The organism is Zymobacter palmae, assembly GCF_003610015.1.
Classification (GTDB): domain Bacteria; phylum Pseudomonadota; class Gammaproteobacteria; order Pseudomonadales; family Halomonadaceae; genus Zymobacter; species Zymobacter palmae.
Map to the genome: position 1 here is coordinate 500,682 of NZ_AP018933.1, position 20,562 is coordinate 521,243.

Annotated in this window: 19 protein-coding genes; 11 read left to right on the forward strand and 8 right to left on the reverse strand. The window is 57.6% G+C overall.

The window, feature by feature from the left end; genetic code table 11:
• Positions 1 to 68: 68 nt before the first annotated feature.
• A complete protein-coding gene (locus ZBT109_RS02235; protein WP_051523684.1) occupies positions 69 to 1,646 on the reverse strand; it encodes a peptide ABC transporter substrate-binding protein in 1,578 nt (525 codons plus the stop codon).
• 602 nt (positions 1,647 to 2,248) lie between these two features.
• Here ZBT109_RS02235 and prfB point away from each other — a divergent pair.
• The 6 genes from prfB to ZBT109_RS02265 all read left to right on the forward strand — a co-directional run bounded on the left by prfB (position 2,249) and on the right by ZBT109_RS02265 (position 7,369).
• A protein-coding gene (gene prfB, locus ZBT109_RS02240) for a peptide chain release factor 2 (protein WP_120185318.1) occupies positions 2,249 to 3,347 on the forward strand; the annotation gives its coding sequence in 2 pieces (ribosomal slippage) (positions 2,249 to 2,323 and positions 2,325 to 3,347; 1,098 coding nt in all).
• Positions 3,348 to 3,495: 148 nt separating this feature from the next.
• Positions 3,496 to 5,040 (forward strand): lysine--tRNA ligase, encoded by a 1,545-nt coding sequence (gene lysS, locus ZBT109_RS02245; RefSeq protein ID WP_027704647.1) that lies wholly within the window; start codon positions 3,496 to 3,498, stop codon positions 5,038 to 5,040.
• A 104-nt stretch (positions 5,041 to 5,144) separates the two neighbouring features.
• Positions 5,145 to 5,534, forward strand: coding sequence for a hypothetical protein (locus ZBT109_RS02250; protein ID WP_027704648.1), 390 nt, complete (start codon positions 5,145 to 5,147; stop codon positions 5,532 to 5,534).
• Positions 5,535 to 5,658: 124 nt separating this feature from the next.
• Entirely contained in the window at positions 5,659 to 5,970 is a 312-nt protein-coding gene (locus tag ZBT109_RS02255) for a BolA family protein (RefSeq protein WP_027704649.1), read from the forward strand.
• Positions 5,970 to 6,920, forward strand: a complete 951-nt coding sequence (locus ZBT109_RS02260) for a hypothetical protein (protein WP_120185319.1) — start codon at positions 5,970 to 5,972, stop codon at positions 6,918 to 6,920. The genes ZBT109_RS02255 and ZBT109_RS02260 overlap by 1 nt, the downstream gene beginning before the upstream one ends.
• Positions 6,917 to 7,369: a GNAT family N-acetyltransferase gene (locus tag ZBT109_RS02265; RefSeq protein ID WP_027704650.1), complete on the forward strand. Its 453-nt coding sequence runs from the start codon at positions 6,917 to 6,919 to the stop codon at positions 7,367 to 7,369. The genes ZBT109_RS02260 and ZBT109_RS02265 overlap by 4 nt, the downstream gene beginning before the upstream one ends.
• Positions 7,370 to 7,405: 36 nt before the next feature.
• On the opposite strand, the gene ZBT109_RS02270 is transcribed toward ZBT109_RS02265, so the two are convergent.
• Together ZBT109_RS02270 and rsmD are read right to left on the reverse strand one after the other, a co-directional pair.
• Positions 7,406 to 7,642 carry a cell division protein ZapB gene (locus ZBT109_RS02270; RefSeq protein ID WP_027704651.1) on the reverse strand — a complete coding sequence of 79 codons (237 nt, stop codon included), beginning with the start codon at positions 7,640 to 7,642 and terminating at the stop codon, positions 7,406 to 7,408.
• A 164-nt stretch (positions 7,643 to 7,806) separates the two neighbouring features.
• Positions 7,807 to 8,433 carry a 16S rRNA (guanine(966)-N(2))-methyltransferase RsmD gene (gene rsmD, locus ZBT109_RS02275; protein ID WP_038277709.1) on the reverse strand — a complete coding sequence of 209 codons (627 nt, stop codon included), beginning with the start codon at positions 8,431 to 8,433 and terminating at the stop codon, positions 7,807 to 7,809.
• Between the two features lie 647 nt (positions 8,434 to 9,080).
• On the opposite strand from rsmD, the gene ftsY reads away from it, so the two are divergent.
• From ftsY to rpoH, 4 genes are all read left to right on the forward strand, one after another.
• Positions 9,081 to 10,523, forward strand: coding sequence for a signal recognition particle-docking protein FtsY (ftsY, locus tag ZBT109_RS02280; protein WP_408646087.1), 1,443 nt, complete (start codon positions 9,081 to 9,083; stop codon positions 10,521 to 10,523).
• Between the two features lie 19 nt (positions 10,524 to 10,542).
• A complete protein-coding gene (gene ftsE / locus ZBT109_RS02285) occupies positions 10,543 to 11,211 on the forward strand; it encodes a cell division ATP-binding protein FtsE (RefSeq protein WP_027704836.1) in 669 nt (222 codons plus the stop codon).
• Positions 11,208 to 12,218: a permease-like cell division protein FtsX gene (gene ftsX / locus ZBT109_RS02290; protein WP_027704837.1), complete on the forward strand. Its 1,011-nt coding sequence runs from the start codon at positions 11,208 to 11,210 to the stop codon at positions 12,216 to 12,218. Before ftsE ends, ftsX begins: the two co-directional genes overlap by 4 nt.
• 114 nt (positions 12,219 to 12,332) lie before the next feature.
• Positions 12,333 to 13,205: an RNA polymerase sigma factor RpoH gene (gene rpoH / locus ZBT109_RS02295; RefSeq protein WP_027704838.1), complete on the forward strand. Its 873-nt coding sequence runs from the start codon at positions 12,333 to 12,335 to the stop codon at positions 13,203 to 13,205.
• Between the two features lie 291 nt (positions 13,206 to 13,496).
• Here the strand turns inward: rpoH and ZBT109_RS02300 are convergent, their stop codons facing one another.
• The 5 genes from ZBT109_RS02300 to ZBT109_RS02320 form a co-directional block, all read right to left on the reverse strand.
• Entirely contained in the window at positions 13,497 to 13,826 is a 330-nt protein-coding gene (locus tag ZBT109_RS02300; protein ID WP_027704839.1) for a hypothetical protein, read from the reverse strand.
• Positions 13,827 to 14,126: 300 nt separating this feature from the next.
• Positions 14,127 to 15,386 (reverse strand): Zn-dependent hydrolase, encoded by a 1,260-nt coding sequence (locus ZBT109_RS02305; RefSeq protein WP_027704840.1) that lies wholly within the window; start codon positions 15,384 to 15,386, stop codon positions 14,127 to 14,129.
• A complete protein-coding gene (locus ZBT109_RS02310; RefSeq protein WP_027704841.1) occupies positions 15,383 to 16,318 on the reverse strand; it encodes a dihydroorotate dehydrogenase in 936 nt (311 codons plus the stop codon). Before ZBT109_RS02310 ends, ZBT109_RS02305 begins: the two co-directional genes overlap by 4 nt.
• Positions 16,315 to 17,160 (reverse strand): dihydroorotate dehydrogenase electron transfer subunit, encoded by an 846-nt coding sequence (locus ZBT109_RS02315; RefSeq protein ID WP_051523737.1) that lies wholly within the window; start codon positions 17,158 to 17,160, stop codon positions 16,315 to 16,317. The genes ZBT109_RS02310 and ZBT109_RS02315 overlap by 4 nt, the downstream gene beginning before the upstream one ends.
• A gap of 248 nt (positions 17,161 to 17,408) precedes the next feature.
• Positions 17,409 to 18,647 carry an MFS transporter gene (locus ZBT109_RS02320; protein ID WP_038277933.1) on the reverse strand — a complete coding sequence of 413 codons (1,239 nt, stop codon included), beginning with the start codon at positions 18,645 to 18,647 and terminating at the stop codon, positions 17,409 to 17,411.
• A gap of 951 nt (positions 18,648 to 19,598) precedes the next feature.
• On the opposite strand from ZBT109_RS02320, the gene ZBT109_RS02325 reads away from it, so the two are divergent.
• On the forward strand, positions 19,599 to 20,471 hold the full coding sequence (locus ZBT109_RS02325) for a helix-turn-helix domain-containing protein (protein ID WP_027704844.1): 873 nt from the start codon (positions 19,599 to 19,601) through the stop codon (positions 20,469 to 20,471).
• Positions 20,472 to 20,562: the final 91 nt, after the last annotated feature.

Below are 20,562 nucleotides of genomic sequence, written 5' to 3' on the forward strand. Positions count from 1 at the left end.
CATGATGCGCCGGCTCATAACGCATGCAGCCTGCGTTATCGGCAGGCTGCATGTAAATCTTACGAGGGTTAAGGATGTGAAATCCAGCGAGAGGGATGCACATCTATGGCATTGTCCTGCCACCCTTTGAGGCCGGGGTTCACGAGGTTGAGTGCGGCATAGTAGTAGATCGGGATCAACACAATGTCATCGGCCAGCTGTTTTTCGGCTTTCTGCATCAGCTCGCGGCGTTCTTCCGGCGTCTTGGCGCGGTTGGCTGCTTCGTAGAGCTCGCGGAAGCGTGGGTTCTGGTAGTTACCGTAGTTGTTGCCTTCGGTGTACGTCAGCTGCAGGAAGTTCTGCGCATCGTCGTAGCTGGACAGCCATGCTGCACGGCCAATCTGGAACTGACCGCGACGCATGTTGCTGTAGTGAACGTTGGCTTCCGCATTCTCGATCGAGGTATTCACGCCGATCTGCTTCCACATCGCGGCGATGGCCACAGCGATACGCTTGTGCTCAGGGCTGTTGTTGTAAGTCAGCTTGAGCGTCAGCGGTTTGCTGGGGCCGTAGCCAGCTTCGGCCAGCAGCGCCTTGGCGCGTTCCAGACGTTTCTGCGGATCATTCTTCAGCTCGGCGAGTGGCTGATTGGTGTAGTCGCTGGTGCCCGGGGGAACTAGGGCGTAGGCCGGCTGCACTGAATCGCTCAACAGCTTGCTGGTGATCAGCTCGCGCTGGATTGCCAGTGACAGGGCTTCGCGCACACGACGGTCGGCGGTGGGCTGTCCATCGCGCAAGTTCATCGTGTAATAGTAAGTGCCCAGACGCGGCGTGACGTGAACGGCGTCAGGAATGAGACCTTTCAGCTCGTTCAGGCGCGATGCCGGGAAGTCACGCAGGATGTCCAGACCGCCCGCGCGCAGACGGGTAACCCCCGCGTTGCGGTCCTCGGTTGGGTAGAAATTGACGCCATCCAGCGCTACGTGTTCGGCATCGTAGTAGTTGGGGTTCTTAACGGTCGCCAGTTCGGTGTTGATAGTCCATGACGCAGGCTTGAATGCGCCGTTGGTCACGATGTTGTCCGGCTGGCTCCAGCGGTCGCCCAGTTTTTCTACCAGCGTATGCGGCATGGGGTAGAACGGGTACAGCACTAGCATCTTGGCGAAGTACGGTGTGCGTTCGCGCAGATGGATCACCAGCGTGCGGCCTTCATCCTTGGATTCGACGCCAAGGGTGTCAGGCGAGGCCTTGCCGCGTGCGATATCTTCCGCATTGACGATCGGGTACAGGCGCTCAACCCCTGTCGCTGCGTTCTGCGGTGTCACGAAGTAGCGCAGCGAGAAGGCGAAATCGTCAGCGGTTACGGGCGAGCCGTCGGACCATTTGCTTTCGCGCAGATGGAACGTCCATGTCAGGCCGTCTTCAGACACTTCCCAGCGTTCGGCGACCCCGGGGATCACTTTGCCGTCGGCAGAAACGTCGACCAAGCCTGCATAGATGTCACGCAGCACGTCTTCTTCCCACGTACCGCCAGTGATCTTGGCAGGGCTGAGCGACGCCGGGTTGCTGGTGATGCCTACCTTAAGCGTGTAGGCGTTGGCCTGTGCAGCGAGCAACAGGCTGAGAGCTGCCGCGCTGGCAGTCATAAAACCGTGGAATCGAGACATGAGGCGTATCCTGTCATCAAGGGGTCATGGGCACGGAATCCTGCCACCGCCTATGCCGGAGTTCCGCTTGGCGTAGGGAGACGGCATGGGCCATGTCCGGTGGCATCGACGAGGAAATTCAAGGTGCTATGCTAAGGCGCAGACGCCGTTGTTTCCCGGCCGGATTCCGCTATGGCCTTTTCTCATACTCTAAAGGGAGTGCTGACGTTAGGCCACTATAGATTTCCACTTTAGTCAGATATGACAGGAATATGGTTATGCACTCTGTCATCACCTCCTGTGTGCGACGGTGCATGCTGTCTTCAGCGCGCGTCATGGGGGTTGGAGCAGGCCTTTTTCTTCATCTTAATGCGGCCCTGTCATGGCCTTGAAAAAGGCCCGTGTGAGCGAGGTGGCGGGTAGGGAACAAGGGAAGGGGAAGCGCTTGATGGCACCATTGACCGTGACGACTGAACCACCCGCTGGCATTTGTCGTGCATGAAGTCTGCGTTGTGGGATGACGCTTCATGGGCTGATGCCCTACAATAGCCTCCTTTCTTTGCGGGGCCGCTGCACAATTGGGTGCGCGCGGGCCCTGACGTTACATCCGAAAGGAACTGTTCATGCAGGAACTGAATCCCATTCACAACACGCTCAAGGACTTGGCTGAACGCGCCGACGTCCTGAGGGGGTATCTTTGACTACGCTGCCAGTAAAGAGCAGCTAGAAGAAGTTACCCGTGAGCTGGAAAATCCAGATATCTGGAACGACCCCGCACGCGCTCAGGACCTGGGCCGCGAACGTGCACGCCTTGAAATGATCGTCGGCACCATTGACGCAATCGACGATGGCGTGACCGACAACCGCGAGCTGCTAGAGCTGGCCGTCATGGAAGATGACGAGGATACCGTCGAAGCGGTGAAGGCCGATCTTGAACAGCTGGAAGCGCGTCTGGCCGAACTGGAATTTCGCCGCATGTTCTCAGGCGAAATGGATGCCAACAACGCCTATCTCGATATCCAGTCGGGTTCCGGTGGTACTGAGGCACAGGACTGGGCCAACATCCTGCTGCGCATGTACCTGCGCTGGGCAGAGCACCACGGCTTCAAGACCGAGCTGGTCGAAGTCAGTGCGGGCGAGGTTGCCGGTATCAAGTCGGCGACCATCCATATCCAGGGCGAATATGCCTTCGGCTGGCTGCGTACCGAAACCGGCGTTCACCGCTTGGTGCGCAAGAGCCCGTTCGATTCTGGTGGCCGTCGTCACACCTCGTTCGCGTCCGTCTTCCTTTCTCCGGAAGTCGATGACAGCTTCGAAATCGACATTAATCCTGCCGATCTGCGCGTCGACACCTATCGCTCCAGCGGTGCCGGTGGTCAGCACGTCAACACCACCGACTCGGCCGTGCGTATTACGCACGAACCGACCAACGTGGTCGTGTCCTGCCAGACTGAACGCTCGCAGCATGCCAACCGCGATCGCGCGATGAAGATGCTGAAGGCGAAGCTGTACGAGCGCGAAATGCAGATGCGCAACGCAGAGAAACAAAAGCTGGAAGACTCCAAGTCAGACATCGGCTGGGGCAGTCAGATCCGTTCTTACGTGCTGGATGACCAGCGCATCAAGGACCTGCGCACCAACGTGCAGAGCAGCAACTGCGACAAGGTGCTCGACGGTGATTTGGATGCCTTCATCGAAGCCAGCCTGAAAGCAGGCCTATAAAGCCAGCAGCGCGCTTTCTGTGCCGGTCAATAAAATATGCCGGTCGACAGAACCGGTGGTCGTCACTGCGATAGCCGCAGTGACGTTTTCGTTCATGACGCAGTCGATAATGGGTCGGCTGCCTCCCGTTTGCTAACAGGATGGTTCCATGGGTCATCAGGATCAGCCTCATCATGACGCTGCTGACGCAGCACAAGAACACCCTCTGATCGCTGAGCGTCGCGCCAAGCTGACCGCACTGCGCGAGCGTGCTGAAACCGAAGGACGCAGTGCGTTCCCCAACGATTTCCGTCGCGACAGTCTGGCCGCCGAACTGCAGGCCGAGCTGGGTGAGTTCGATAAGGAAACGTTGGAACAGAAGGACCGCAAAGCGGCCGTTGCCGGTCGTATCATGCGTAAGCGCGGCCCGTTCATCGTCATCCAAGACGTCAGCGCTCAGATCCAGCTGTACGTCAATAAGAAAGGGCTGCCGGAAGACGTACTGGCCGACATCAAAGGCTGGGACATCGGTGACATCGTGGCGGCACATGGGCCGGTGCATAAATCCGGCAAGGGTGATCTGTACGTCATGATGGAAGGCGCTCGCCTTCTGACCAAGAGCCTGCGTCCGCTGCCTGACAAGTTCCACGGCCTGACCGATCAGGAAAGCCGCTACCGTCAGCGCTACGTTGATCTGATCGTGAATCCTGAAGTGCGCGATACTTTCCGTGTCCGTGCCGCCGTGATCGCCGCGATCCGCCAGTACCTTGGCGAACGTGCGTTCATGGAAGTCGAAACGCCAATGCTGCAAGCGATTCCGGGTGGTGCTACGGCGCGTCCGTTTATCACGCATCACAACGCGCTCGACATGGACATGTACCTGCGCATCGCGCCAGAACTGTACCTCAAACGTTTGGTCGTGGGCGGCTTCGAACGTGTGTTCGAAATCAACCGCAACTTCCGCAACGAAGGTCTGTCTACCCGTCATAACCCCGAGTTCACCATGCTGGAGTTCTACTGGGCGTTTGCGGACTACCGTGACCTGATCTCGCTGACGGAAGACATGCTGCGCCACGTCGCTACTACCGTGCTGGGCTCCACTGAGCTGCAGATGGGACAGGATGACGATGCCATCACGATCGACCTGGCCAAGCCGTTTGATCGCCTGACAATGCGTGAATCCGTGCTGAAATACGGTGCCGAGCAGAACATCACCGAGCAGGATCTGGCCGACAAGGCGGCGCTGCTGGCGCTGACCAAGCGTCTGGGCCTCGAAACGCGCGATAACTGGGGCGAAGGTCGTCTGCTGACGGAAGTGTTCGAAGAAGTGGCAGAACATCGTCTTATCGTGCCGACGTTCATTACCGAGTATCCTGCTGAAGTCAGTCCGCTGGCACGCCGCAACGACCAGAATCCTGACGTCACCGATCGCTTTGAGTTCTTCGTCGGTGGTCGCGAGATCGCCAACGGCTTCTCTGAGTTGAACGATGCCGAAGATCAGGCGGAGCGTTTCCGTGCGCAGGTAGCCGAGAAGGATGCCGGTGACCTTGAAGCCATGTACTACGATGCAGACTATGTCTGTGCGCTCGAGTACGGTATGCCGCCGACAGCAGGTGAAGGGATCGGTATCGACCGTCTGGTCATGTTGCTGACCAATAGCCCGTCGATCCGTGACGTGCTGCTGTTCCCGGCCATGCGTCCGCTGGTCGACTGACGCGCAGGGTTCGGGCACCTTCGAGTGCCGGTAACGTGCGGTGTTGCTATAAGTAGGGCGGCACCGTTCTTCCACTTTTTTCTGCATCTGCAGGGAGAGTCATCGTGAACGTAGTAAACCGTTCGGCACTCAGTGTCAGACCCACCCAAGCCTTCGTTGATTGGATCAATCAGCTCGAAGCGACCGAAGGTGAAGACGATCTGCTGCTCGAAGACGTAGAGCGTGAAAGCACGATCTACCTCATCGGTGAGATGGACAGCGAAGAGGCGATCCACGCCTATCTGCGTGAGCGCTATCTCGACATTCTCGAAAACGAGCTGCGGGCGTGGGAAGAAGACGTCAGGCTGTGGCCCGAAACCCTGGACTGGGCGCTGTTCGAAGACTTCCTGCAGATTGAGTTCAGCTATCTGGCGCTCGATCTGGAAGAGGATCAGCCGCTCAGCGTGCAAAGCATCGATAGCGACGACCTGCTGCTCGATTTTGAGCAGGAGTGAGTTGGGCGGGGCTATCCCCGTTTTCATGCTCGATGGAAGGTGTCCCGCAACCACTGCGTGAGGCACCTTTTGTCAGTTATGCGCCACAGGGCATTGATGAATGACACAACTCGAGGGCGTGAACATGAGCATTCAGCAACAGATCGAACAAAAACTTCAGGCATTGGCTCCCGCATGGCTGCAGGTAGAGAACGAAAGCCACATGCACCATGTGCCGCCCAATTCCGAAACCCATTTTCGCGTGGTGATGGTCAGCAGCGCCTTTGACGGTCAGAAGCTGATTGATCGCCAGCGCGCCATTCATTCCCTGTTGAAAGATGAACTGGCCAGCAGCGTGCATGCGCTGGGCCTGCGTCTGTTCACGCCGGAAGAATGGCAGACGCGCCAACACGATATCCCGCCGACGCCCAACTGCCGCGGGGGCCATCACAGCTGATGACTCAACGCGCTTCTGCCATGGCCGTGCCTCAGGTGGCGGCTCCGCACCAACTCCAATACTTGGACGCGATGGGGATCACCACGTGGACGGCGCGCTATCGGATACCGAATGCGGCTGAAACGCCTGCGTGTGAGTGGCCTGACGTCGCGCCAGCGGCAGCAGCAGAGCCGCCGGTTCAGCGTCTGCACTCGCTGTTGGACGATACGTCTGCGCCGCGTCCGGTCGCGCCGGCACCGGCTCCCGTTTCCGCGCCAGCGTCGCCTTCCGCTTCCGCGCCTGGACGCATGCGTGCTCTGCTGGATGCGGCCAACGTTGAGCAGGCTCCACAGGCGAAGGCCGCGGTTTCTGTATCGGTCGCTCGCTCGGAAACGCCGTCCTCTGCGCCTCAGCACGAGCATGCACCGGCCGATTTAGCCCCCGTTCAGCAGGCACTACGCTTTACGCTTCAGGTGGCCGCACTGGATGATCGTTGGCTGGTAGTGCTGGTGCAGCCTGAGCCGCCAACAGTACCGCAGCAGCGCTTGCTGAGTGCACTGTGGTCTTCCGTCGGGATTCGAGCTGAACATGTCTCACCGTTCATCGACTTTCAATGGCCGATGATCGAAGGACTGATGGTGGAATCGCCAGTAATCGAAGCCCAGCAGGGCATCAAAGCCTTCCTTGACGGGCGTGCACGATCCGGGCTCACGCCGCAGCAATTGATGGTGTTTGGTGCAGATGACGACGACGGCATGAAGGCATTGATGCAGGTGCTGGCGCTGGATGCGGCATCGCAGAGCTCGCTGCTGGGACTACCGGTCTGGCAGGCTCCTTCCTTGGTGGCGTTGATGTCTTCGGGGCAAGCTAAGGCGGCACTGTGGCCGCAGTTGCATGCGCTCGGACAGCAATGGCAAGGATTAGGCGGCACGCCTGTTGCGGACGAGGCCGCTATCGAAGGTGCCCAATGACCTGCCAGCGGCTTACCGATGAAGATCGGGACGCGCTGGCGTCACTGCTGGCCGACGAGCCACTGGTCGCGAATTATGCTACCCACGCCGCTGAAGTGCTGCGAAGCAGCGATCATCAGGTGTGGGGGTGTTGGGATGATGGTGCCTTGGTCGCGGCGGTTATCGTTGCCGTAGGGCCGTTCGATGTCGAGGTTGACAGTCTGATCGTAGCGCGCGCCTATCGGCGTCGAGGGCTAGGGCAGGTGCTGATCGAACAGGCCGCGGCGCAGGCAAGGGCATCGGGTAAGGAACGTGTGCTGTTGGAAGTGCGAGAGGGGAATACAGCCGCCATCGCGCTGTATCAACGCATGGGCTTCAGCGTGGATGGCCTGAGGGCCAATTACTATCCGGCATTGAACGGGGAAGGCGCGCGCGAAGCGGCGTGTCTCATGTCGCTGGCGCTGGGATAAAATGGCTGGCGGAGAGCATCTCCGCCAGCGGTATGCTTACTGGCCGGAATGCGGCTGCTGAGTGGCAGGGGCCTGCGGCGCAGTATCAGCGCTGTCATCCAAGCTGCCCAGCTGTTCGATAATACGGTTCAGGCGACCTTCCCACTGCTGGCGTTCGTCCTTGAGACGCTGATTGTCCTGACGCAGCTCTTCCACTTCAAGCTGCAGCATTTCAATGGTGTCGACGGCCTGGCTGACTTTCTTCTCGAGTTGATCGAACAGTTCAGAGCTCATGTTTTTTCTCCTGATACCCAACACCTGTGCCAGCCTAAATGCTCGCACAGGATATCCTTTAAATGAGCGGTAGGCAGGACTCGCATCTAGGGCGAACCTTGCCGTTCCAATGTGGTGTCAGCGTACGCGTGGTCGGCCGTTGCGGCAAGCCTCAACGCACGGTGTCATGCATTGTCGGGCAGATTGCGTTGAAAGAGTAGCCCATGGCTTTCTCCTGCATGCGTTTCCCGGTGCAGCTGCCAGTGTAGCGGCGGAGTGAACGCAAGCTCTGACTCCACTTCCAAATAGATGAAGGCACCGTCTGATAGCCAGCCGCCTTCTTCCAACAGCTGGCAGCAAGGTGCTGCCAGTGCCTTACGGAACGGTGGGTCGAGGAACATAAGATCGAAAGGCACCGCAGGAGCCGGTTGCTGCAGCCAATGTAGCGCATCCTGGATGTGCACGGTGGCCTGTGCGCTGGCGTCAAGCGTTGTAATGTTGCTGCGCAAACACTCCGCCACGCGCGGCTGCTGTTCAACCAAGTGGACATGGCGTGCCCCACGCGACAGTGCTTCTAGCCCCAGCGCGCCAGTGCCACTGAACAGATCAAGCACTTCTGCGCCTGCCACATGCAGGCCCAGCCAGTTAAACAGCGTCTCGCGCACCCTATCGGGTGTGGGACGCAGGCCGGGACTATCGATAACCGGCAGTAGGCGGCGTCGATAGGTGCCGCCGATCAGGCGAATACGCCCACTGTGCGTGGGCGCAGCGCCCTTGCGGCGAGGGGTCCGTACAGGGCGTCGGGGAGCCATGATGACGAAATTACTCCTATGCGGGTATGGGGCACGGGATGAGCGTTGCTCCCTTTCGAGCAGCCACGCTATAGTGCCGTTTCTATCCTGTCCATGACGCTTCGGTAACGATTCTGACATATGCTGACAGAGAGGGGAGAACCCGCAAGGGCCCACTTGTCAGCGGCCGGAATGCCGAAGCATCTTCATCCTAACCAAGGGTTCAAGGTCTGCCCATGTTCGGTTTTTTCAAGCGTAACAGGAAAAAGCATCGCGATGCAGCGAATGCAGAAAAGGAACAATCGCAGGTTCAGACGCCTGAAGCAGTAGAAGAGGTGGCTGGATCGCATCATGACACCCCCGAGGTGTCGGAAACCGATAGCGTACCGGTCGCATCCGAGCACGGTGCCGGAGAAGAGAAGACTCACCACGCCGAGATCGTAGCGGAGCGCGAGGAAGAGGTAACGCATGCGTCAGACGCTACGCATGATGCAGAAGAAAGCGCCCAAATAGCGCGTGCCGACGACGCCCTGATGCCGGTGGATATCGCTGCTGCCGCGGATGAATCGCTGGCGACGGCTGAGATCGCGCGTGAAATGAGCGCCGCCGAGCGCATCGAGCGTACCCCGGAGGACGAAGCGCCCGTCACGCCAGAGCATGACGAGGCCATCTCTGAAACATCACGTTCCTCTGACGATGCCATTGTATACAATGACGCTCCTGTGGTGCCCGCAGAGGAGCATGCTGCGCCAGCTGTCACCGAAGCACCAACCCCGTCTGTTGAAGCTCTAGTCGAAGCTGAAACAGAAGCTGAAACAGAAGCTGAAACAGAAGCTGAAACAGAAGCTGAAACAGAAGCTGAAACAGAAGCTGAAACAGAAGCTGAAACAGAAGCTGAAACAGAAGCTGAAACAGAAGCTGAAACAGAAGCTGAAACAGAAGCTGAAACAGAAGCTGAAACAGAAGCTGAAACAGAAGCTGAAACAGAAGCTGAAACAGAAGCTGAAACAGAAGCTGAAACAGAAGCTGAAACAGAAGCTGAAACAGAAGCTGAAACAGAAGCTGAAACAGAAGCTGAAACAGAAGCTGAAACAGAAGCTGAAACAGAAGCTGAAACAGAAGCTGCGCCGGTGGAGGCCATCTCATCCTCCATCGAAACGCAGGAGAAGCCACGTCGAGAAGGCTTCTTCAGTCGTATTCGCAAGGGACTGGGCAAAACGCGTTCCCAGCTGACGGAAGGGCTGGCAACACTGTTTTTGGGTCGCAAGCATATTGATGATGATCTGCTGGAAGAGCTGGAAACCCAGCTACTGATGGCGGACGTGGGCATCGAAGCCACGACGGAAATCATGGATCGCCTGACCGAGCGAGTGTCCCGCAAGGAGCTGGCCGATGCCAGTGCGCTGTATACCGCGCTTCAGCAAGAACTGAGCGATATGCTAGCGGGCGTTGAAAAACCGCTCGAACTGCCGCCGAAGGGGGAAGGGCCTTTCGTCATTCTGGTCGTTGGCGTCAACGGTGCAGGTAAGACCACCACGATTGGCAAGCTAACCCGCCGTTTCCAGAACGAAGGCCGTTCGGTAATGCTGGCCGCCGGGGATACCTTCCGCGCTGCCGCTGTCGAACAGCTGAAGGTCTGGGGCGAGCGTAATAACGTGCCTGTCGTGGCTCAGCATACGGGAGCCGACAGTGCGTCGGTCATCTACGATGCGCTGTCTGCGGCGCGCGCACGCAAGGTCGATGTCCTGATTGCCGACACCGCGGGTCGCCTGCACAACAAGGCGCATCTGATGGAAGAGCTGCGCAAGGTGCGTCGCGTGATGGGTAAACTGGATGAGCATGCCCCCCACGAAGTCTTGCTGGTATTGGATGCCGGTACGGGACAGAACGCTATTGCTCAGGCCCGCACCTTCAGTGAAGCCGCTCCTGTGACGGGGCTGGTACTGACGAAACTGGATGGTACGGCCAAAGGGGGGGTGACCTTCGCACTGGCCCAACAGCTGGGTATTCCTCTACGCTTCATCGGGGTTGGGGAATCTCTCGACGATCTGCGTCCCTTTGAGGCGCAGCCGTTCATCGAAGCCCTCTTCGACCGTACCGAAGACGAGTAGAGCGACTGAAACGATGGCCATCATCACGTTCGAGCATGTAGGCAAGCGATACGGTGGGCGCTATGAAGCGCTTGCCGATCTCAATTTCACCATTGATGCGGGTGAAATGGTGTTCCTGACCGGTCATTCCGGGGCAGGGAAAAGCTCTGTGCTGAAGCTGCTGACGTGTCTCGAACGGCCATCGCGCGGGCGGATCATCGTCGGGGGGCGTGACCTTGCCTCCATGCGTGCCGCTCGCATTCCCTTCTATCGTCGCCAGATCGGGGTGGTATTTCAGGATCATCAGCTGCTGTTCGACCGCAACGTTTTCGACAATGTGGCTATGCCTCTGATGATTCAGGGCATGCATCCGCGTGATGCCGCACGTCGCGTGCGTGCGGCGCTCGACAAGGTAGGGTTGCTGCACCGTGAACGCGCGCTGCCCATCGAACTGTCGGGCGGTGAGCAACAGCGCGTAGGAATTGCCCGTGCAGTGGTCAACAAGCCTGCGCTGCTGCTGGCCGATGAGCCGACCGGTAACCTCGACCCCCAGCTGTCTGCTGACATCATGCGGCTATTCGAAGACTTCAACCGTATCGGCACCACCGTGCTACTGGCGAGTCACGATCTGGCGCTGATCGCTCGCTTGCGGCATCGCATTATGAAGCTGCGCGATGGCCGTTTGATTTCAGACCGGGAGGCGTCATGAACCAGCGCACACGACCGCCGCGTCGCCCCACCAGAGCTGCGGCAGTGCAGCCAGCATCGCGCGGTGCCCGCACGCAGCAGGTCTCGTGGGAAAACCGCTACCATGCGTGGCGGCGGCACCATCGTCAGGTCAGCTCTGAAAGCTTCCAACGTATTCGCAAGCACCCGATTGCTTCCGCGTTGACCATGCTGGCCATTGCCGTGTCGTTCGTGTTGCCCGCCATGCTGTGGTTGGCGATGAGCAGCGTCAATGCGCTGGACGGGCGCCTAGATGATGGTTCGCAGATGACGCTGTACATTAAGCCGGGTACGGACAATAGCGTGGTCGAACGTACTGCAGAGCAAGTACGGCAGACTTCCGGGGTTGCCAAAGTCTCCGTTATCACCGCCGATGAAGGGTTGAAGGAGTTCCAGCAGACGCTGGGGCTGTCGCTCTCGTCGGGGCAGCTGCGCGACAATCCGTTGCCCGCTGCGCTGATCGTTAGTCCACAGCAGCGCGATACCGCTGACGTTCAGGCGCTGGCCGATAAGCTCAAGGCGTTGCCCGGTGTTGATGAAGTTCGCATGGACCTTGCTTGGCTGCAGCGGCTCAAGGCCATCAAAGGCCTGGGTAATCGCCTAGTGCTGGCACTCGGTGTACTGTTCGGGTTCGGGGTGATTCTGATCGTTGGCAACACCGTGAGGCTGTCGGTTGAAAGCCGTCGCCATGAGATTGAAGTCATCACGTTGCTGGGCGCAACCCAAGGGTTTGTACGGCGACCGTTCCTGTATACCGGTGCTTGGTATGGCGCGGGTGGTGGTGTGTTGGCACTGCTGTTACTGACCCTCGGACGTGGCTGGTTGTCCGCTCCGATCAGGGCGCTGGCAGAGAGTTACGGCAGTCAATATACCCTGCCAGGACCGGGGTTTAGCGGTTCACTCCTGCTGTTTACCTGTAGTATACTACTGGGTCTGCTGGGCGCTTGGGTGGCCGTCAGCCATCATTGGGCACGCATACGTCCGCGCTGAGACAGAAGGCCTTTCAAGGTGAACTTTTGTCGCAGTCGAGAGTCCAACTAAACAGAAAGGTTTTAGACCCTTCGGCAATCACGTCGAAGCGTCAAAGATGGAGACATCTGCATAATGAGCAACAGTCTTCAAGCCATTGGTCAGCTCTCACCGGGGCACGATCTCAACGGCTACATTCAAACCGTTAATACCATTCCTGTGCTGAGCGCGCAGGAAGAACACGATCTAGCGGTGCAATTGCATCGCGACGGCGATCTTGATGCCGCGCGCCGTCTTGTCATGTCACATCTTCGTTTTGTCGTTCATATTGCGCGCAGCTATTCCGGTTATGGCCTCCAGCAAGCTGACCTGATTCAGGAAGGCAACGTGGGGCTGATGAAAGCCGTCAAACGCTTCGATCCGAGCCAAGGGGTCCGTCTGGTCTCTTTCGCCGTTCACTGGATCAAGGCCGAGATTCACGAGTTCGTACTGCGCAACTGGCGTATCGTCAAAGTGGCGACTACCAAAGCGCAGCGTAAGCTGTTCTTCAATCTGCGCGGCGCAAAAAAACGCCTGTCGTGGATGAACACGGCGGAAGTCGATGCCATCGCGAAGGATCTCGACGTCAAACCGCACGTCGTGCGCGAAATGGAAAACCGTCTGGCGTCCCGCGATGCTGGCTTCGATGCCAGTGCAACGGATGACGAAGAGGGCTATCAGGCACCGGCCAACTACCTCGAAGATTCTCGCTTCGATCCCGCACTGCAGCTGGAAGAAGCTGATCACGAGGAAAACGCTTCACGTCGTCTGAGCCAAGCGCTAGCGCAGCTGGATGAGCGTGCGCGTGACATCCTGCAGCAGCGCTGGCTAGCCGAGCGCAAAGCTACTCTGCACGATCTGGCGGACCAATACGGCGTGTCTGCCGAACGCATTCGTCAGCTCGAAAAAGCGGCGATGAAAAAGATCCGCGACTTTCTGGGTGATGACGTGTCGGCTTTCGTTGCCTGATACGTACCCGCGCTTCTCAAGCATACAATCTGCCATCCGTTCAGGGTGGCAGATTTTTTTGTCTCAACATCATGGTCTTGCCTAGGAGGCGTACCATAAAGGGCGCGGTTTGCTTGCGAGACCATCACTTTCCCTTGAAGCGCCTGCTTAAAGGGCAGTGAATAAGGCGGCCAAAGTAAGGATGCCGCGTATACATCATGCCCCCAGAATGAACGAAGGCCGGATCCTACCTTTTGGTGTGATCCGGCCTTCTGTCTTCTCTGTCATCAAGGGAGCGGCCATCCGCTCTACCTAGAAGATGCGGTCGCTGGCCAAGTACTGTTGCAGCACTTCGTTGATGGCCACATAAGCTTTAGCTGGGTCTTGCGTGGTCAGTGCTTGATCAAGGTGCTGCATGTACTGAAGCAGCTGTAGCTTGTTCTTAGAAGCGAACTCAGATGTGACGGCCTGATCCTCATACAGCAGCACATAGGTACGGCAGAAGCCCGCGATAAGAAAAGCGGCCGCGGCCTGAAACGGCTCGTCCTGCATGATGGCATCGCAGTGCGCCTTAGCGGTCTTGAACGACTCTGCGCCCGGCAGTGATCTCTCGAAATGCTCTACCATTTCCGAAAATTTCATGTGTAGGCCTACCTATTCATACGTTGGATATCTGACGGTCACCAAGCAGTGCGATATGTGCTCATAAACGCTTGATGAGGTAATGGCACAAACAATAGACAGCCCTAACCGTACGCCACGATGTGCCGAGCGGTCGTATGATCACGGCTGCATTCGAGCAAGATTTCAGGCAATGGCCCGCGTGCCTGAGCGGCTGGCAGCGCCTCTGATGATCTTGCCACTGTTCCATAATGAAGCCAAACGGCGTGAACACAGCGTAGTTCACTCATGGCGACCCCCGCTCGCTCTTGTGTGGGCAGGTCATACCTGTACCAGCGTCTGCAACATGTCGTACAGCACCGCCGTGGCGTCGATGAAATCGTCCATTCGCATCGCTTCGTGAGGGTTGTGTGAACCGTGCTGATTGCGCACGAACAGCATGATGCTAGGAATGCCCGCATTGGCGAACACCGCGGCATCGTGCCCGGCGCCGCTGGGCGTCAGCAGGCCTTCTAGCCCGTGGCGCTGCATAATGTGCTGTGCCTGAGCGACCCACGGTGCATGCATGGCGGCTGGCGGCGTATCAATGCGCTTGTCAAAGTCGAAGCGTACCTGCCGCTCGGTTTCAATCCGATAGCGTTCCTGTTGAACGACCTCGTAAAAAGCCTCAAGCGTTGCGCTGTGCAGGCTGCGCATTTCTAGGCTGAAGCTGACGTCCCCAGGAATACGTGAAACCGAATGGTGGGCTGCATCGGTGCCCAGCATTCCGACGGTAACGACCAGATCATGGCCTGTGGCCACCCATTCACGCCAACGTCGATCGACGACACTGATCAGTTCACTGACGGCGAATACCGCATCGTGGCGCTCCTCGCGTGGCACCGCGCCGGAGTGACCGTCTTCACCGATACAGTGCACGAGGTTGTGACGCACGTTGCCGCGGATGCCGGGAACCACTCCTAGCGCTTGATGGTGGTGTTCAAGGGAATCTGCCTGCTCAATGTGCACTTCGAGATAGCCCGCGAACTGCTGGGGGGCGATCAACCACTCCTGACGGCGGATGGCTTCGATATCCGCGCCTACTGCAGACAGGCTGTCGGCCAGCGTGATGTCGCTGCCGCGTTTGGTCAGCGCAAGGTCGCGTTCGGTAAGGCCGCCGCTCAGCGCACGTGAACCTAGGTAGGCCTTGCCGAACCACGGACTTTCTTCACCGCGCAGCCCGATCACCCGGACGTCATACGGCAGTTCGATATGAGCATCGTGCAGCTGCTTCAGGCACAGTAGTCCAGCAATGATGCCCGCCAGACCATCGTAATTGCCGCCTTGGGGGACGGAATCGAAATGAGAGCCGCACCATAGCGCTGGGCGACCTTGATCGTCTGGACGCTGGAACACAACATTACCTGCGCGGTCGGTGTAGCTCGTCAATCCGGCATTATGAGCGAACTGACGTAGATGATGGATGGCACGGTTTTCGCTGTCGGCATAGCATTCGCGCGTAATGCCCGCATCAGGATCGCGCGTCAGTGCAGCGATATCGTCGAAAAGGCGCGTGGCAAGCGCTGTCCAAGCTGCTTTCATGGTGTCGCTCCAAATAGCGCGCCTGGCGCATCGTTCAGACCGCCCGTCAGTGTGCGGACGGCAGCAATGCCTTCCTGTTCGCAGAAGGCTTCTAACCCCTGAATGACGTGCTGCATGGCGTGAGGATGAATGAATGTGGCGGTGCCCACCTGTACGGCACTGGCACCGGCAAGTAGGTATTCGATGGCATCTTCGGCGGTGGCAATGCCGCCGCAGCCGATGATGGGAATGTCGAGTGCCTGTGCACACTGATAGGTCAGTCGCACCATCAGCGGTTTGATGGACGCTCCTGAAATACCGCCCATGACGTTGCCTAGCCGCGGTCGTCGGGCATGCACGTCGATGGAAAGGCCCAGCAGTGTGTTGCCCATTACAATGGCATCGGCGCCCGCTGACTCTGCGGCCTTGGCGACGTTGACCACTTCACCGCTGTTAGGTGTCAACTTGACCCAGAGCGGCAGCGATGTTGCTGCGCGCATGGCACTGACGACCTGCGCCGTGCTGGCGGTATGCATGGCAAAGGACTGACCGTGCGCTTCTATGTTTGGGCAGGAAATGTTGGCTTCGATGCCAGCAATTCCAGGCGTGGCAGACAGTCGAGCGGCCAGTGCTGCAAACTGTGTGGCAGATGGTGCCGAGATGCTGGCGATCAGCGGGCTATCAAAGCGCTGATAAAACGGCACCGTGTGCTCGATGAAATCATCCACTCCTTTGCTAGGAATACCGATGGCATTCATCATGCCGCCGGGCAACTCGCAGACGCGTGGCAAGGGATTGCCAGAGCGTTTGTCGGCGGTGATAGTCTTGGTCACTAGCGCACCCAGTCGATCAAAGTCGAGCAGCAAGGCCAGTTCTTCGGCAAACGTACCTGAGGCGGGCATGACGGGGTTCTTCAGCGTCAGCCCTCCTACCGTAACGCTGAGGTCGATCATGCCACTACCTCCGAAAGGTCAAATACGGGGCCTTCTACGCAGACTCGGCGGCTGATGGGCTTACCGTCCTGCTCGAACACCTTGGTGCAGCACTGACACATCCCAAGGCCGCACACCATCTGTTCTTCCATTGCGACCTGACCCGCGATGCCATGCTCGGCAGCCAGCCGCTTGAGCAGTGCCGTCAGTCGTTTCGAACCGCAGGTGAACAGCGCATCGGGAGCGTGCTGAACAATGATTTCGCGCAGCATCCGTTCGATACCGTCGAGCTGACTGGTACCATCGTCATCCCGTGCTGTAAGTACGCGAGCGCCTAGTCTTTCGAAGCGCTGCTGTGACGGTATCAGTAAGGCGTGCTTACTGCGGGCGCTGAGGATAACCGTCATGGCAATATGATGCGCATGGGCCGCCTCTGCTAGGGGCGCCAGTGTGGCTAAACCGACACCGCGCGCCACGATGACGATATGTTGCCAGTTGGGCTGAAGTCGAAAGCCCTTGCCCAGTGGACCGAGAATGTCGAGAGAATCGCCCGCCTGTAGCTGTGACAGCGCTAGAGTTCCTTTCCCCGTTACCTTGTACAGAAACTCGACCTCGCCCCTGTGTGGATCGGCACCATACGTGCTCATCGGACGGCGGAAGAAAGGCGCCATACTGCCTTCGGCCGGGCAGAGCAGGTTGAAGAACTGGCCGGGTTGGGCCTGACAGGCGGCACGGCTTGCCTTAAGTACCATGTGCTTGTAATCACCGTTCACCCATTCATTGCGAAGAATGAGCGCCGTGCCGTCATCGGGTGTGGCAGTCGCGATGCGCACGTCATCGCGTGGGGATCGTAGTGTGAGCATCTCTCGGCCTCGGTTGCTGTTGGTAGCGCTTTTAAAGGGTGTTCCCCAAAATCCGTGCTGTCTGTTGTTTAAATATTTAGACATTAACGGCGATTCACTGTGATACAGGCAGCGAATAAGAGCCTTGTTAGCTGTCGGTACGCCTTCATGCATCATGAAAGTCACCTTTGTCTAATAAGTTAGACCCCGGCATGATTAAAAACCACGGCCCGTAAGCCGTGGCAGGGTCAAGGCGGTATCGTTGCCCGCTACTTCTGCGTGTGCAGTTCTTCGCCGCCGTTCAGTTTGGGCAGTAGGAACAGGGTCGCCAGAATATCCAGTATATAGATGGCCATTAGCATGGTGATCGCGATTGAGAAAGAGTATTGGGATACCACGGCACCGACTACTAGCGGCCCGAGGCCACCAATACCGCGGCCGATGTTGAACAGAACGTTCTGTGCGGTGGCGCGAGCCTGTATCGGGTAGAGGTCCGAAATCAGCGCACCGTAGCCGCCGATCATGCCATTGACAAAGATCCCCATGATGGCCCCGGTGATCAGTACTGCCACGATGTTCTGCTGGGCGGCGTACACTACGACCATGATCGCGGCACCCACCTGATACAGCAGGAAGATCTTCCAGCGCCCGAAACGGTCTGACAGTTGGCCGAACAGCCAGATCCCAAACGTCATGCCGATGACCGTTGCCGCTGTCCATACCCCGGATTGTTTGAGCGATAGCCCGAACTGTTTAGACAGATAGTCTGGCATCCACATCATCAGTCCGTAATAGCCAAAGTTTTGTACCGAGGTCAGGATGAGCACCCCCACACTGGCGCAGGCGGTACGGCGGTCCTTGAACAATTCAGCGAAGCGGCTGCCGAAGGAAACGGTTTCCGGTTTGGCCTTGACGAAATTCTCCGGCTCGCTTGAGGAGTGGCGAATGGCAAACGAGGCCAGCGCGGGCAGCAGTCCGACCAAGAACATGCCGCGCCAGCCGATATACGGCAGCAGTACCGGCGTCAGAAGCGTGGCGGCCAGTACCCCAGCTTGCCAGCCCATGCCGACATAGGACGATGCACGGGTGCGCTGATGAGCCGGCCATACTTCAGCGATCAGTGCCATGCCGATCCCGAACTCACCGCCGAGACCCACGCCCGCCAAGGTGCGGTAGGCCAGCAGATCCCAGTAGCCCTGTGACAGGGCGCACAGGCCAGTGAAGACCGAGAACACCAATATGCTGGCTGTCAGCATGCGAATGCGGCCAAAGCGGTCGCTGAGCTGTCCGAAAATGATGCCACCGGCCACGGTACCCAGCAGTGTCCATGTGACGATGGAACCTGCCTGAGCATCGCTCAGCCCGAGCCCATGCTTGATGGCGGTGAGAATAAAGCCAAGGATGAGCAGATCGAAGCCGTCCATGGCGTAGCCCGTGACACTGGCAATCAGCGCCCTCCGAGGCGTCATCGTACCGCTTGCCGCTTTTGTGTTCTGTTCGTTAGCCATTCGGAATCCTCTGCTGAGCAGTGCCAGTGCCGTTTGAATTTTTAGACGTTTTCTGCCGTACGTAGGCTATTCTACCTGGGAATAGCGAGATGATAGGGCCGTGATATGAATTGACGTACTCGGAAATATAATTTTTTAGACGAGGCCCTTTCTGCCGTCAAGACCTTTTATCGTTCCCTTTCGCTCAGAAATAATACTGCACAGGGGACTGCACTCTAATAGGGCGGCCGTATAATATTCCGACTCAGCACAAAAGTAAGTGAAAGTATTACGCGCACTATTATTATTTTCCTGTATTTAAGTGCAGTTTTATGCGCTATATCTATATCAATGAATACAAGCGCGGACAGTGGCGATATCCGGCGTGCGATGACGGCCTGAAGGCAGGGCCATGAACCCGATAATGTATGTCCATTCTGCGCTCGAAATAGGGAGATTCTTTCTTTCAAAAGCAGCACTTGTTCATATGTTAGCAAACCTGATCAAGCATTCTGTTTGATGTCGATGCTCATCAATGAGGCCGCTTTGACCCACTTTGGTGCCTGACGAATGAACATCGAATATTGTCATTTAGTCGTTGAACAGGCATGTTATAAAGCATTTCTCAAAAGATAAAACAGGATCGTGATCACGGCTCTTGCGGGATACGTTCCCGGGAACAATACTTAAGGAATGCTTTTGTCGCATATCGCTAAGGCAATGACGGACAATATGGCCCGCAGGATAAGCGCGTGCTCAATGAGTGGTACAGTAGCCGCCAGTGTCATGGAGAGGAGCGCTTTTCTCTCTCTGCATTCAGGAGATCACGTATGTGACCGAACGCGTGATGGTGAGGCTGTTCGAGTGCCGATGTTGCCTTGATGCATTCGAAGGCAGTTGAACAGCCCAGCATGGTAGCTTTGCAAGAAGCGCTAGAACAATAACCCCCTGTAGATTTGAAGAGGCCCGCTTGTGAGCCAGATTGATTACTCCGCCATAGGGGAACGACTCAGAGCTTATAGAATCGGACGGCAGCTCAGTGCGAATCAAATCGCAAAGCAGCTGGGCATCTCACGCGCCGCGGTGTATCGCCTTGAGCGCGGGATCGTCGTCAAGCTGGACACCTTGGATCGGCTGGCTCATCTGCTTAAGGTGCCCATCAACAGCTTGCTGGGGTCTGAAACGGAGTACTTCGATAACGCTCTGGGTTACTTCGAGCGCATGCATCAGTTAGAAGCGAAGTCTACCAAGGTGGTGTCTTACTTCGATCCATTTTCCTACCTGCTGACGTCCGATCAGTACTTCGATTACTTCCTGAAGATGTTGGAAGAAGCGCGTCCCCAGCATTTTCCTGCCGAAGCGCAGGTGATTCAGAAGAAGACCTTGGATATCCTGTATCGCCGCAAGGAAACCTTCACCAAAATCAACTTCGAGATCAACTCCATCGTCAGCATCCGCCAGATCGAACGGTTCCTGCATATTGGGCTGGTAGGGCGACTGGACCTACCCGCCAGTACGCGAATGGAACGGGCGCTGCAGGCACGCCGCGAAGTGGAGCACCTCATCTGCCAGATTGAGCAGAACCCTCATTTCAATATCTATTTGGTCGATGAGCTGTTGCCCAATCTGACCTTCCAGATATTTTATCAGCCTACGGCCAGCTACGTTGCCGTCAGCCCTTACCGGCTCGGGGAGCTGCCGAACATCCACTGCGGTATTGCCAGCGTCACCTCATCTACCGAGGCGGTCGACATGCACAAGCACATGGCCAACGAGCTGATCGCACGCTCGGTATCGGGTGAGGAAGCACGGCAGCAGATACTGCGCTTGCTGGCTAAGCTGTAAGTGAGACGTCGGGCAGGAGGCGAAGTGAACGGTGGTTTGAGTGATGCCATAAGCCCTACGTCACGGTAGTTAGGCAGGGCTTATGGCACGA